This window comes from Streptomyces sp. NEAU-174, assembly GCF_052665095.1.
On record NZ_JBQTCE010000002.1, the window covers coordinates 788,209 to 801,167 of the forward strand.

At 71.2% G+C, this 12,959-nt stretch carries 9 protein-coding genes; 1 reads left to right on the forward strand and 8 read right to left on the reverse strand.

The genetic code is table 11. The features are described 5' to 3' along the window. Positions 1-45 precede the first annotated feature (45 nt). The 8 genes from ACT2CW_RS08250 to ACT2CW_RS08285 all read right to left on the reverse strand — a co-directional run bounded on the left by ACT2CW_RS08250 (position 46) and on the right by ACT2CW_RS08285 (position 11,166). Positions 46-2,316, reverse strand: coding sequence for a glycoside hydrolase family 3 N-terminal domain-containing protein (locus tag ACT2CW_RS08250; RefSeq protein WP_445516081.1), 2,271 nt, complete (start codon positions 2,314-2,316; stop codon positions 46-48). Then, entirely contained in the window at positions 2,313-4,247 is a 1,935-nt protein-coding gene (locus ACT2CW_RS08255) for a cellulase family glycosylhydrolase (RefSeq protein ID WP_445516082.1), read from the reverse strand. Before ACT2CW_RS08255 ends, ACT2CW_RS08250 begins: the two co-directional genes overlap by 4 nt. An 82-nt stretch (positions 4,248-4,329) precedes the next feature. Beyond that, the gene (locus ACT2CW_RS08260; protein WP_445516083.1) at positions 4,330-5,373 is read right to left on the reverse strand and encodes a LacI family DNA-binding transcriptional regulator; all 1,044 of its coding nucleotides are present in this window, start codon (positions 5,371-5,373) and stop codon (positions 4,330-4,332) included. Beyond that, the gene (locus ACT2CW_RS08265) at positions 5,370-6,197 is read right to left on the reverse strand and encodes a carbohydrate ABC transporter permease (RefSeq protein ID WP_164431802.1); all 828 of its coding nucleotides are present in this window, start codon (positions 6,195-6,197) and stop codon (positions 5,370-5,372) included. The genes ACT2CW_RS08260 and ACT2CW_RS08265 overlap by 4 nt, the downstream gene beginning before the upstream one ends. Before the next feature lie 17 nt (positions 6,198-6,214). After that, entirely contained in the window at positions 6,215-7,153 is a 939-nt protein-coding gene (locus ACT2CW_RS08270) for a carbohydrate ABC transporter permease (RefSeq protein WP_164431800.1), read from the reverse strand. A gap of 52 nt (positions 7,154-7,205) precedes the next feature. Next, positions 7,206-8,495 carry an ABC transporter substrate-binding protein gene (locus tag ACT2CW_RS08275; protein WP_445516084.1) on the reverse strand — a complete coding sequence of 430 codons (1,290 nt, stop codon included), beginning with the start codon at positions 8,493-8,495 and terminating at the stop codon, positions 7,206-7,208. Positions 8,496-8,726: 231 nt separating this feature from the next. Continuing rightward, positions 8,727-10,223, reverse strand: a complete 1,497-nt coding sequence (locus ACT2CW_RS08280) for a carboxylesterase/lipase family protein (protein ID WP_445516085.1) — start codon at positions 10,221-10,223, stop codon at positions 8,727-8,729. A gap of 40 nt (positions 10,224-10,263) precedes the next feature. Further along, positions 10,264-11,166, reverse strand: a complete 903-nt coding sequence (locus ACT2CW_RS08285; RefSeq protein WP_445516086.1) for an MBL fold metallo-hydrolase — start codon at positions 11,164-11,166, stop codon at positions 10,264-10,266. Between the two features lie 365 nt (positions 11,167-11,531). Between ACT2CW_RS08285 and ACT2CW_RS08290 the strand changes: the two genes are divergently transcribed. Continuing rightward, on the forward strand, positions 11,532-12,929 hold the full coding sequence (locus ACT2CW_RS08290) for an endo-1,4-beta-xylanase (protein ID WP_445516087.1): 1,398 nt from the start codon (positions 11,532-11,534) through the stop codon (positions 12,927-12,929). Positions 12,930-12,959 lie beyond the last annotated feature (30 nt).

Below are 12,959 nucleotides of genomic sequence, written 5' to 3' on the forward strand. Positions count from 1 at the left end.
CACCATACTGACGGCCCATCACATCACCGTCCAGACAGCGTGCGATCAGCTCGGTGGCTCGATCACCAGCCGCGCCCCCTGCGTTTCCCCGGACGAGGGCCCGGTCTCCAGCAGGAGTTCACCGGGTTCCACGGCGAGGCCCAGGTCCCGGGTGACGGAGGCGAGGGTGTCGGCGTCGATCGCGAACACGGCGTCGGCCTCCTCCCCCGGCCGCAGGTCGAGGCGGGCGAAGCCACGGAGCTCGCGTACGCGGGGCCACGAGGAGCCGCCCGACAGCCGGCGCACATAGAGCTGGACCGTCTCGCGCGCCGGCCGCTCACCGGTGTTGCGCACGGTGACCCGGCAGCTGAGCGTCGGGTCGTCCGCGGTCACCCGGGCGCGGGAGAGCCGTGGTGGCGCGTACGCGACCGTGGTGTACGAAAGGCCGTGGCCGAAGGCGTAGCGGGCGGTGGCGGGCTGGTCCACATAGCCGCGGTACCGGTGGTCCTTGGCGTTGTAGAACACCGGCAGCTGCGCGGCCGACCTGGGGATGGACACCGGCAGCCGCCCCTCGGGCCCGGCCGCGCCGAACAGTACGTCGGCGACGGCCCGCCCGCCCCACGGGCCCGGGTACCAGGCGCTCAGCACCGCCGCGGCCTTCTCCGAGAGGTCGGGCAGGGCGTGCGGACGGCCCTGGACGAGGACCACGACGACCGGCACACCCGTGGCGGCCACCGCGTCCAGCAGCGCCAACTGCCCATCGGGCAGGCCCAGTTCGGCCAGGTCGACACCCTCGCCGCAGGTCATACCGGCGGGGTTGGCGGAGCTCACCACGGCCGCGCCGTTGCTGTCGAAGGTGGTGTCACCGGACCGGGCGCTGGATCCGCCCAGCACGAGCACCGCGATGTCCGCCGCCGCAGCCAGCGCGACCGCCTCGGGGACCCCGGAGAGGTCGCCGCCGACCAGCTCGCACCCGGGCGCGTAAGTGACCTCGGTGTCCGGCGGGGCGGCCGACCGGATGCCGTCCAGGACCGTGACGTGGTCGGAACCGGGGCGCTGTGGCGCGGTGTAGTCGCCGATCTGCTGGGCGATGGAGTCGGCGTTCGGGCCGAGGACGGCGATCCGGCGGGCTGAGGGTGCCAGCGGCAGGACTCCCCCGTCGTGGGCGAGCAGGGTGATGGACGCGCGGGCGATGCGCTCGCTCAGCTCATGGGGGTCGGAGGGCCGGTCCACGGCAGGGGCGTAGGGCCGCTCGAAGAGGCCCAGGCGGAACTTCAGCGCCAGCACCCGGGCCACGGCGGTGTCCAGGGTCCGCTCCGCGACGAGCCCCTGGGCCACCGCCTCGGCCAGCCGCGGGAAGCAGGCGTCCCAGAGGCCGAGGTCGCATCCGGCGTTCAGGGCCAGGGCGCCCGCGGCCACCGGGTCGCCCGTGAGCCGGACCAGACGGTCGATGGCGCCACCGTCCGCCGTCACGATGCCGTCCAACTCCAGCCAGTCCCTGAGGAGTTCGGTCAGCAGCGGCCGACTGGCGACGCAGGGCAGGCCGTCGAATTCGTTGTAGGCCGCCATCACCCCGGCCGCACCGGCGCGTATCCCGGCCCGGGCCGCCGCCAGATGGATCTCGTGCAGCTCACGGGCGCCCAGTTCGGTGGCCGCGCTGTTGCGTCCGCCGACCGTGGCCCCCTGTCCGGCGAAGTGCTTGAGCACCACGGCCACGTCCGCCGTGCGCATCCCCCGCACCAGCGCCTCGGTGAGCCGGGCCGCCAGATACGGGTCCTCGCCGAAGCACTCCTCCGCACGGCCCCAGCGCGGGTCGCGCACCAGGTCGAGGGCGGAGACCAGCGCCACGTGGCCACCGCGTGCCCGCATCTGCGCGCCGACGGCGGCCGCCGCGGCCTCGTAGAGCCCGGGGTCCCAGGTGGCGCCCACGGCGAGGTTGACCGGCAGCACGGTGCCGTCCAGGGCCTGGTGGCCGTGCGGAACCTCCTCGACGAGCAGCACGGGTATGCCGAGACGGGTGTTCTCCACGACGTGCCGCTGTACGGCGTCGGCGACCCGCGCCCCGTCCGCCGCCGTGATGCCGTCCGCGAAGCCGACGCCGGACCAGGCGTCGGCCCGCTGGAGCCCGTACAGGGCGCCCATCCCGTCGTACGCGGCGACCTCGGCGCGGAAGGCGTCGGTGAGCCGGTGGCCGCTGTCGGTGCGCTCGTAGGCATGCCAGCCGTACATCCGCTGGTTGACCTGGCCGACCTTCTCGGTGAGCGTCATGCGCCCCAGCAGATCGCGGACCCGCTCCGCCACGGGCGCGGTCGGGTCGCGGTAGAGCCGGCCGGTCATGTCAGCTCCAGGACGCGCACACCGTACGGGCCGAGTGTCACGTCCGCCGTCGCCGCGCCGGACACCAGGTCGTGCAGCGTTCCCCCGGTGTCGGGGCGGACGGTGACCTCCTCGGGGCTCTGGCTGACCAGCCATACGAAGCGGCGCCCGTCGTCGTGGACGAGGAGGTCCGCGCCGACGTGGGGGCTGTCGACCGTCACCGGGCGGTGGACCCCGGCCACGTCGGCGAGCGCCGCGTACAGCCGGTGGGTCTCCTCGGGGTTGGCGCGGGCGGTGCGGGCGGCCATGTGCTCCAGGGGGTAGGTGGCCAGAACGGTGCGGCCGCGCCCGGTGTCGCGCATCAGGAGGGCGGGCCGCCCGTGAGCATCGACGGCCACCACCCGGGCGTCACGCGGCACCACCGGCAGATACGCCCGGCTGTCCTCGTTGCCCGCCACGGGGAAGCGCAGCGAGGTCCCGGCCGTCAGCCCGCCGAAGTCCTCGGTGAACGTCATCTCCAGGACGTCGTCCTCGATGGGCTCGGCCACGCCGTAGGAGAGCTGTAGTTCGACGCCGAACAGCCCGTCCAGGTCGTCGAACCACGGGCCGCGGGTCCCCGGGTGCTCGCCGGAGCAGAACGAGAGGTAGACGGTGGCGCCCGCGTGGGCGCGGCGTTCGAGCTCACGCCGGGTGCGCGTGGTGAGCTGGCGGGTGGCGGGGAGCAGATACAGGGCCGCGTCGCCGGGCAGCCCGTCGGCCTCCCGGGTCAAGCCCACCGGCAGGTCCGCGGCGCGCGTGGCCACATAGCTCTGGTGCAGCGATGTGAAGATCAGCGGCCGGTCGGCGGGCCTGCTGTAGGGGTAGCCGCGCTCCAGGAAGGCGGGCACGACCAGGGCCGCGTCCGCGTCGGCGCGTCGGCAGTGTGCGAAGTCCACTGCCCGCAACACCTCGGCGAACGCGGCGAGTTCGAGCAGCGGGGCCTTGGGGGCGCCGGTGTGGTCGGTGATGCCGAAGTGCATCTCGAAGGGGTGGTGGTCGTACGGCGAGCGGTCCCACAGGTCGTCGTAGTCGGTGTTGTTCCAGGCGATCCAGCCCGTGGCGCCGCCGAGCAGCGAGTTGTGGAGGGTCTGCCGGTAGTAGACCGCCGCGTTCCGGTCGGACACGGTGTCCGTGGAGAGCCCGAACTCCTCCAGGACGACGGGCTGTCCGGTGACCGACGCCAGTTCGCACTCGAAGGCGGCGCGCAGGTGCTGACGGGGCCGGTCGGTGTCCGAGCGGTAGACGTGCGGGCCCACGAAGTCCACGTACTCGGCGGTGTCGCGCAGCGAGAAGCCGTTGTCGCGGCCGGTGACCTCGATGCCCCACGCGCCGTCGCCGAGGGAGACGGGCTGGGTGCCGCCGGCCGCCCGTACGGCGTTGCACATGGCCTGCGCCCAGGCGGTCACCACCTCGGAGGAGGGCGGATCCACCTGGTAGACGCGGCCGTAGCCGGGCATCTCATTGGTGATGAGCCAGCCGGTGACCGCCGGGTGGTCCTTGAAGCGGCGGGTCATCTGGGACACGAACCACGCCTGGCGGCCGACCATCCACACGTCCTCGTAGAGGTCGCGGCCACCGCGCCAGGCGGGGTCCCAGTTCTCGCCCGACATGTGGCCGACGATGAAGGTGGGCACCGTGCCCATGCCCGTCTCAATGTGGGCGTCGAGGAAGTCGCGGAAGCGCTCGCACAGCGTCTCGTCCACGCGGTGGGGCTCAGGGTGGAAGTCGGGCCAGTAGAAGAACGACCGGGTCATCGTCAGGCCGTGCTCGCGCAGCACCCGCAGTTCCGCGCGGACCGTCGTCGGGTCGTAGTCGCGCCACATCAGGGGCCCGCCGGTGCGGGACCAGAAGTTGGCGCCGAGCCAGGGCAGGACGGCGGGGTGGTGGGTGAGCTGGGCGCTGTGGCGTCGCATGGTCCTTCTCGGATGTCGGTGGTACGGGGTGGGGGGTGGCCCGGCGCGGGGCCGGGGTCGGGGTCGGGGTCGGGTCGGGGTGTCAGCCGGGGGCGGGTCCGGTGGACTCGCGGACGACCAGCCGCGGCCGGTCGTCGAGCGCCGTCTCCTCGACGTTCTCGCCGCAGCGCGCGAGGAGCAGCCGGGCGGCGGCCGCGCCGACCCGCTGCACCTGCTGGTCGACCGTGGTCAGCCGGGGGTGCAGCCAGCGGCCGAGCGGCAGGTTGTCGTAGCCGACGACCGACAGATCGTCGGGGACGCGCAGCCCGGCGCGCTGGGCGGCGCCGATGCCGCACATCGCCATCGAGTCGTTGGCGTAGACGATCGCGGTGGCGCGGTCGGCGGCGTCCAGCAGGGCCTGGGTGGCGCCGACGGCGGACACTTCGGTGAAGTCGGTGTGCAGGACCGCGTAGGGCCGCAGCCCCGCCTGCCGGAGGGCGGTTTCGAAGACACCGCCGCGCAGCCGGGTGTGCTTCAGATCGGCGGGGCCCGCCACATAGGCGATCCGCCGGTGTCCGAGCCCGAGCAGGTGGCGGACGACCTCCTCGACGGCGGCGTCCTGGTGGCCGAGGCCGACGCGTGGCACGGCGGCGGCGCGGTCGGGGGGACCGAGCAGCACGGCGGGCAGGCCGAGGCGGGCCAGCAGGGCGGGGCGCGGGTCGTCGGCGCGGGCGTCGGTCAGGACGGCGCCGTCGACGCGGCCCTCGGCCGCGAGCCGCTTGTAGAGGGCGTTCTCCTCCTGGGCCCCGGCCACCAGGTGCAGCAGCAGACCGTAGCCGCGGGGCGCCAGTTCGCCCTCGATACCGGTGATCAGCTCGCTGAAGTGCGGGTCCGCGCCGAGTACGTCGGTGGGGCGCCGGACCACGAGGGCGAGGGTGCGGGTGCGTGCGCTGCGCAGGGCGGCGGCGGACGCGCTGGGCGACCAGCCGAGCTCCGTCGCGGTGTCCAGGATGCGCTGCCGGGTGGCCTCCGACAGCCGGCCCTTGTCGTTGAACGCCTGGGACACGGCGGCGGTGGACACCCCGGCGGCGGCCGCCACCTGTTTGATGGTGGGGCGCCGTCCCGGTTTCGCGGCGGTCGTGCTCACGCCTTGACCGCCCCGTTGATGAGTGCCTGCTGCATGCGCTTCTGGAGCACCGTGTAGACGACCCATACGGGGATCAGGGTCAGGACGGTACCGGCGGTGAGGACACCGTAGTCGGTGCCGGTGATGGCCTTCAGGGTGGGCAGGGCCACCTGCACGGTGCGCTGCTCGGGGTCGGGCCCGATGATGACCAGCGAGTACAGGTACTCGTTCCAGAAGGTGAGGAAGTTCAGCAGCAGCACGGTGGCGATGCCGGGCAGGCACATCGGTATGTAGATGTGGCGCAGCACCGTGTACGTGGACGCCCCGTCCATCCGGGCGGCCTCCTCCATCTCCCTGGGGATGGTCCGCATGAACTGCACCAGGATCACCACCGACAGCGGCATCGCCGTCGCGGGCAGGAAGAAGACCATGAACAGCCGGGTGTGGAACAGCCCGGTGGCGGCGGCGAGCAGGAAGGTGGGGAAGAGCGCCGCGAACGTGGGGATCAGGAAGCCCAGCGAGAAGACCTTCTCCATCGCCGAGGCCAGCCGTCCCGTGGAGCGGGCGAGCGCGAACGCCGCGGGCAGCGCCAGCAGCAGGGTCAGCGCCAGGGCGAGGACCGTCACCAGTGCGGAGTTGACGACGGCCGTGCCCAGGTCGGCGCTGTCGTAGGCAGTGCGGAAGTTGCCGAAGCCGAGCGACTCGGGCAGTGCGAAGGGATGAGCGAAGATCTCCTCGTTGCTCTTGAACGCGGAGGCGAGGAAGTAGTAGAGCGGCACGATCAGCAGTACCGCGTAGGTCCACACCAGGATGTGTGCGGGCAGCCAGCGCTTGCCGAGTTTCATGATGAGCCGCCTCAAGGTCAGTAGTTCTGGCGGAACGCGCGGCGGATGGCGAGCAGCCCGACGAGCCCGGCCAGGAAGAGGATGACGCCGACGGTCTGGCTGTAGCCGAGGTCGGCGGCGATGAACGCCTTCTGGTAGACGAGGAACGACAGCGTCGTGGACGAGCTGCCGGGACCGCCCTGGGTGAGCAGCAGCACATGCTGCGCGGAGCCGAAGAGGGTCCACAGGAACTGGAGCATGGTGACGACGCCGACATAGTCGCGGATCACGGGGAAGTGGATGCGCCACATGGTCCGCCAGTGCCCGGCCCCGTCCAGCTGGGCCGCCTCGCCGAGGTCGTCGGGGACACCGTCGAGCCGGGCGGCGAACAGGACGGCGGTGAAGCCGATCCCGCTCCACACGTCCAGGGCGATCAGACAGGCCAGGGCCGTGGACGGCGAGGCGAGCCAGGCGTCGGTGAGCGAACCGAGCCCCACCGACTCGAGCGCGCCGTTGGCCAGTCCGTCCGGGGACAGCGCCGCGTAGAACACCATGGCCTTGGCGGGGGTGGAGATCAGGCCGGGGATGAACAGCAGATACCGGATCACCCGGTGTCCGGGCGGCTTCTGCGCCACGTAGTAGCCCAGCATGTAGGCGCACACGATCATGATCGGCAGTGCCACCGCCAGCTGGACGGCGGTGTTGCGCACCGCGTCCCAGAAGACGGGGTCGTCCAGGACCGTGCGGACGTTGCCGAGCCCGGCGAACGACACCGGCTGGAGCATGCCCGGCCAGTGCAGGGCGGCGATCACGAAGATGGCGACCACCGGGCCGATCATGAAGACCGCGTACCAGACCAGCGCCGGGACGGCCAGGATCGTGCCGCCCTGTCTGGGTGTGCCGGTACGGCCTGTGGTGGCGGGCGGTGCGGGGTGGCGGATCGCGGCCCCGCCCGGGGGCGACGTCAGCGTCGTCATGAGGTGGCTCCCGTGGAGTCGGGCTCGGGATATGAGCGAACGGGCGGGCGGTTCACGCGGAGCGGTACGCGGTCTCGAGCGCGGCGCGGACCTTCGCGGCGCTGGTGCCGCGGGTGAAGGAGGTGCTGGTCGCGGTGATCAGCGGCTGGGCCGCGGCGGGCGGGACGTACACATCGGGCAGCAGCGCCTGGCTCACCGTCGAGCCCAGCCGCTGCGCGGCGGCGACCAGCGGGAAGTCGGTGCTTACGGTGTCGGAGCGCAGCGCCATGTCGCGGCCGCTCTCCTTGATGAACCGGGCGACGGTGTCGGGCCGGTACATGAAGCGCAGGAACTTCTCGACGGCGTCGATCTTCTTGGTGCCGTTCGGGCTGATCCAGAACCCGATCAGGGTGTAGGTGCGCAGGATGGTGGGCTTCTCGTGCACGGCGCCGTCGGCCAGCGGCCATCCGCCGACCTCGGTGTGCCGCGCCACCTTCGGCGGCACCTTGGCCAGCGCCGAGGACATCGCCGACTCGATCGCCGCGGCCTGCGTGTTGAACTGCGTGGTCATCGAGTCCGAGGTGAGGCCCTGGGCCTTGTCGGCGAAGACGCCCGCGTCGCGCAGGGTCACGAAGTACTCGATGCCCTCCCGGGCGCCTCTGCTGCCGAAGTCCCCCGTGGTGTAGGCGTGCCGGGCCTCGTCCTCGGTGAGGAAGGTCTGGATGATCTGGGCGAGCAGCTTCTGCCCGGTCCAGTCGTTGCCACCGACGGTCACGGGCGCGATCCCCTTGGCGCGCAGCTTGCGGGCCGCGGCGATCAGTTCGTCGCCCGTGGTGGGTATCGCGTCCACGCCCGCGCGGTCCAGCAGGGCCCGGTTGTAGGCGATCGGCCAGTTGGTGGCGAAGTAGGGGAAGGCGCGCACCCTGCCCTTGGCGTCGGTCCACTCGGCGAGCGCCTGCGGGAGCACGCGCTCCCGCAGCCCCCAGTCGTCCAGATAGCCCTTGACGTCGACCGTGGCGCCGACGTCCGTCCACGCCAGCGTCTTGTCGTAGAGGTTGACCATGACGACGTCCGGCTCCTTGCGGGCCAGCCGCGAGGTCTCGTAGACCTGCGCGAGGTCGTCGCCGTTGATGAGGTTCTTGACCTTGAGTCCCGGATGCTCCGTGCGGAACCGGTCGAGGGCCGCGAGGTAGGTGGGGGATCCCGGGGCGGTGGTGCCCAGCTGGCTGTGCACGACGAGCGTATCGGGATCGGAGTCCGCGCCGGTGAGCGCGGAGCAGGCGGAAAGGCCGGGCAGGACGGTCGCGGCGGCGAGGCCGGAACCGGCGGCGAGGAAGCCGCGCCGAGTCAGCGGTGAGTGCACTGCGGGGGTCTCCAACCAGGCGGTTAACGAGTGGTTAATCGATCTACCTCGAGGGTGTGAGGAATGTAGGAGCCACTTCGCCTCTGGTCAAGACCTTGCCGGGACTGAAAACACACGGGACCCGCGGAACCCCATCCGTCGCGGGGAGCGGATGGGGCGCGGGTCGTCCGTGGCGGATCCGTGGTGGCGGGTCCGTGATGGCGGGCCCGTGATGGCGGGCCCGTGATGGTGCTATTCCCAGGCCAGCCGTACCTGGGCGCCGGGGTCCGCCACCTGCGTCCATGTCTCGGCGATGCGCATGGTGGTCCTGCGCACGCTGTCGTACGGCGGCCAGCCGGGGTCGCCCGTCCTCGCGAACCGGATCCAGGTGGCGTGGACCCGGGAGGCGAGGTCGGCGGGCGGCTCGGTCGGGCCGAGGAGCGCCTCCGGTCCGTGCAGCCGCGCGAGCTCGGTGCGGTCGAACACGAACGGCAGCTCCATGACGTGCGAGGCGCCGAGCCGTCCGTCCAGCGCCCCCGACCGCCAGGCGAACTCGTAGACGTGGGTACGCGACGAGGGGTGCCGGGCATGGGCGGTGGCGAGCCGCCGGGTGCCCGCGCCGAACAGGGCGTCCGTCATGATGGCGGCCCGCAGCTCGCCCGGTGACGCCCCGGGCCGCTCCCGGCGGTAGACCTCCACGAGCTTCTCGGGGGCGGGGTGCGAGCGTGCCGCCGTGGCCTGGACGTCCTCCTCGGTCGAGGACGTGAGGTGGCCCGACGGGGCCAGATAGAGGTTGCCCTCCTCGGCGGTCGTGCCGAGTAGCAGATCGACGCCCGCGCCACGTCCGGTGGCCACGGCCTCGGCCGGCTGCTGGTCCAGGACGAGGCTGAACGCGCTCAGGCCGACCAGCGGATCGAAGCGCCCGTCGACCGTGAGATCGATCCCGGCGAGTCGCGGCATGACCTCGACGAAGCGCTCGTCGGGGACCGACGCCAGCGCCTCCGCGGTCGCGGCGGTCCCCAGGGCGCGGGCGAGGGCCTGGGTGACCCGGCTCGCCTGGGCGCGGCTGAACGCCCCCAGGCCGCTGCCGCTCTGGACGATCGCCCGCTGGAAGAGCCCTTCGGCCCGTGGGTCGGCCACCACCCCGCCCACGATGGTGGCGCCCGCCGACTGGCCGAAGAGCGTCACCCGGGACGAGTCGCCCCCGAAGGCCGCGATGTTCTCCCCGACCCAGCGCAGCGCCGCGATCACATCCAGCAGGCCGCGGTTGTCGGGGGCGTCGGGGAGGTGCAGAAAACCGGGTATCCCGAGCCGGTAGTCGAGGGTGACCAGGACGACGCCGTCCCGGGCGAAGGCGGTGCCGTCGTAGAGCTCGGACCGGGTGGACCCGGCCACGAAGCCGCCGCCGTGCACGAACACCATCACGGGCAGGTCGTCGCGCGCGGTGTCGGGCGTCCAGATGTTCAGCGCGAGGTAGTCCTCGCCCGGGACCCAGCCCGGTCCGAAGTACGGGGACATGTCGAGCCGGCCGAACGCGTCGCGCCTCGGCTGCGGTGCCGTGGGGCCCGCGGCGGTGGCGTCCCGGACACCGTCCCACAGCGGGTGCGGCGTCGGCGGGGCGAACCGGGCGGCGCCACGTGGCGGGGCGGCGTAGGGGATGTGCCGGAAGACGGTGGCGTGTTCCTCCTGGCGGCCGCGGACCGCGCCGTGGGAGGTCATCACGACGGGGGCGGTGGTGTGTTTCGTCATGCGTGATGTGTCTCTTTCTCGGTATCGCTCCGGCCGCCGGTCACAGGCGTGCGAAGGCGGCCCACTCCTTGACGGCGAACGTGCCGCCCTCGCGCCGCACCTCGGCGGCGCCGTGGCCGCCCAGGTGGGCCGGGAAGACGAGGGCGTGCTGATCGGCGGCCCGGCCGAGGACCCGGCGGCGGGTGGCGCGGGATTCGGCCGGGTCCTCGCAGAAGCAGCTGTTGGTGTCGGGATCCGCGATCTGCACCGGGCTGTGCAGCAGGTCCCCGACGAACAGCGCGCGGTCGCCCCGGGAATCGAGAGCGAGCATGGAGGATCCCGGTGTGTGTCCGGGGGCGAGTTCCAGACGGAGATTGGCGTCGATATCGAGGCTGCCGTCCCACAGCAGCGCCTTGCCCGCTTCCCGGACGGGGGCGACGGAATCCTCGAAGACGTTCTGATTGCCCCTGCCCAGCAGTGGCTTGTGCTCGTTCTCCGGATTCCAGAACTCGAAGTCGCGCTCGGGGATGAGATACGTGGCGTTCGGGAAGGTCGGCACCCACTGCCGACCGTCGAGACGGGTGTTCCAGCCCACGTGGTCGACATGCAGATGGGTGTTGACCACGATGTCGACGTCCTCAGGCCGCACCCCGGCCCTGGCGAGATTCCCCAGGAAGTCGGTGTCCAGATAGCTCCACACCGGTGCGTAGGGCCGGTGCTTGTGGTTGCCCACTCCGGTGTCGACGAGAATGGTCTTGCCCTCGCTGCGCAGGACCCAGGTCTGAATCGCGGACCGCACGTTATCGGTGCCGGGATCGTAGAAGTCCGGGACCAGCCAGGAGGCATTGTCCTTCCAGACCTCCTCAGGACTTTCCGGAAAGAAGGTCCGGGGCGTCAGGTCGACGGATCCGTAGTATTCCTCGACGCGTGTGACGGTGACATCGCCCAAGGTTATCTGCTGCATGGATATTCGCCTTGTTCGTGAGAAGTCCGATTCGCAGCAGAATCCTCGTCGGAGTGGGTCATGGGCGGTATCCGTCACCTGACTGAAGTCACTGACCGAGGCGGGCAGCACGACCGATAACACATCATCGCGATGCCGAAAAGTTTTCGGAACCAGATGGGGCGAGATCCTTTGCGCCGTCGATGACCACACGTACGCAGCCATACATCGCAGATCAGAGGCGATACGGCACCAGAAGCGGCAGAAGTTTCTACCGGAATCATTCCGGAAGAAGCGTTGACGTTGCGTCAGCCCCGCAGCATACTCCGCATCGATCGTTGCCCATCGGCACACCACTGGCACCCGCCCCCGAAGAAGGGACAGCAATGGTCATCGATTCCCGTCAGGCCCATCAGGAGCGCGGAGATCGCCGTCCTCGGTTACGCGCCCGAAGGGCGTTCAGCCTCGGTGTCGTCGGCCTCCTCACCGCGGCCGGTGTCCTGGCCCTGTCCGGTCCCGCCAGCGCCGCGAGCACCCTCGGCGGCGCGGCGGCGGCCAAGGGCCGCTACTTCGGCGCCGCCGTGGCCGCCAACCACCTCGGCGAATCCGCGTACGCCGGCACGCTGGACACCGAGTTCAACGCCGTCACACCCGAGAACGAGATGAAGTGGGACGCGGTCGAAAGCTCCCGCAACTCGTTCAACTTCGGCAGCGCCGACCAGATCGTGAGCCACGCCCAGGGCAAGGGTATGAAGATCCGCGGCCACACTCTGGTCTGGCACTCCCAACTCCCCGGCTGGGTGGGCGGTTTGAGCGCCACCGAGCTGCGCTCGGCGATGAACAACCACATCACCAAGGTGATGCAGCACTACCAGGGCAAGATCCTGGCCTGGGACGTGGTCAACGAGGCGTTCCAGGACGGCAACAGCGGTGCCCGGCGCAGTTCGCCGTTCCAGGACAAGCTCGGCGACGGTTTCATCGAGGAGGCGTTCCGCACCGCGCGTGCGGCCGATCCGAACGCCAAGCTCTGCTACAACGACTACAACACCGACGGCCAGAACGCGAAGAGCAACGCCGTCTACAACATGGTGAAGGACTTCAAGGCGCGCGGCGTGCCGATCGACTGCGTCGGCTTCCAGTCGCACTTCAACAGCCAGTCCCCGGTCCCCGGTGACTACCAGCAGAACCTCCAGCGCTTCGCCGACCTCGGCGTCGATGTGCAGATCACCGAGCTGGACATCGAGGGCTCCGGCACGGCCCAGGCCGACAACTACCGCCGTGTCACCCAGGCGTGTCTGAGCGTGTCCCGCTGCACCGGCATCACCGTATGGGGCGTCACCGACAAGTACTCGTGGCGCGCCAGTGGCACCCCGCTGCTGTTTGACAACAACTACGCCAAGAAGCCCGCGTACTCCGCGGTGCTCACCGCGCTGGGCGGCACCAGCGGTGGTGGCGGAGGCGGTGGCGGAGGCGACGGCAAGTCGTGCACCGCGTCGTACTCCGAGACACAGCGGTGGGGCGACCGCTTCAACGGCAAGGTGACGGTGACGGCCGGGAACTCCGCCATCAGCGACTGGACGGTGACGGTGACCGTGCGTTCCGCGCAGACCGTCTCCACCACCTGGAGCGGCACTCCCAGCTGGGACGGCAGCGGCAAGGTGATGACGATGAGGCCCAACGGCAACGGCAACCTGGGTGTCGGAGCGGCCACCAGCTTCGGCTTCACGGTCATGGCGAACGGGGACTGGTCGGCCCCCACCATCGGCTCGTGCACCGCCTCCTAGCCGACCGGCAGGGGACCGCACCCGCACTTA

Coding starts and splice junctions, on each gene's coding strand:
- ACT2CW_RS08255 (WP_445516082.1), bottom strand. CDS start 4,247: ATGCGACGCCACAGCGCCCAGCTCACCCACCACCCCGCCGTCCTGCCC.
- ACT2CW_RS08265 (WP_164431802.1), bottom strand. CDS start 6,197: ATGAAACTCGGCAAGCGCTGGCTGCCCGCACACATCCTGGTGTGGACC.
- ACT2CW_RS08290 (WP_445516087.1), top strand. CDS start 11,532: ATGGTCATCGATTCCCGTCAGGCCCATCAGGAGCGCGGAGATCGCCGT.
- ACT2CW_RS08270 (WP_164431800.1), bottom strand. CDS start 7,153: ATGACGACGCTGACGTCGCCCCCGGGCGGGGCCGCGATCCGCCACCCC.
- ACT2CW_RS08280 (WP_445516085.1), bottom strand. CDS start 10,223: ATGACGAAACACACCACCGCCCCCGTCGTGATGACCTCCCACGGCGCG.
- ACT2CW_RS08250 (WP_445516081.1), bottom strand. CDS start 2,316: ATGACCGGCCGGCTCTACCGCGACCCGACCGCGCCCGTGGCGGAGCGG.
- ACT2CW_RS08285 (WP_445516086.1), bottom strand. CDS start 11,166: ATGCAGCAGATAACCTTGGGCGATGTCACCGTCACACGCGTCGAGGAA.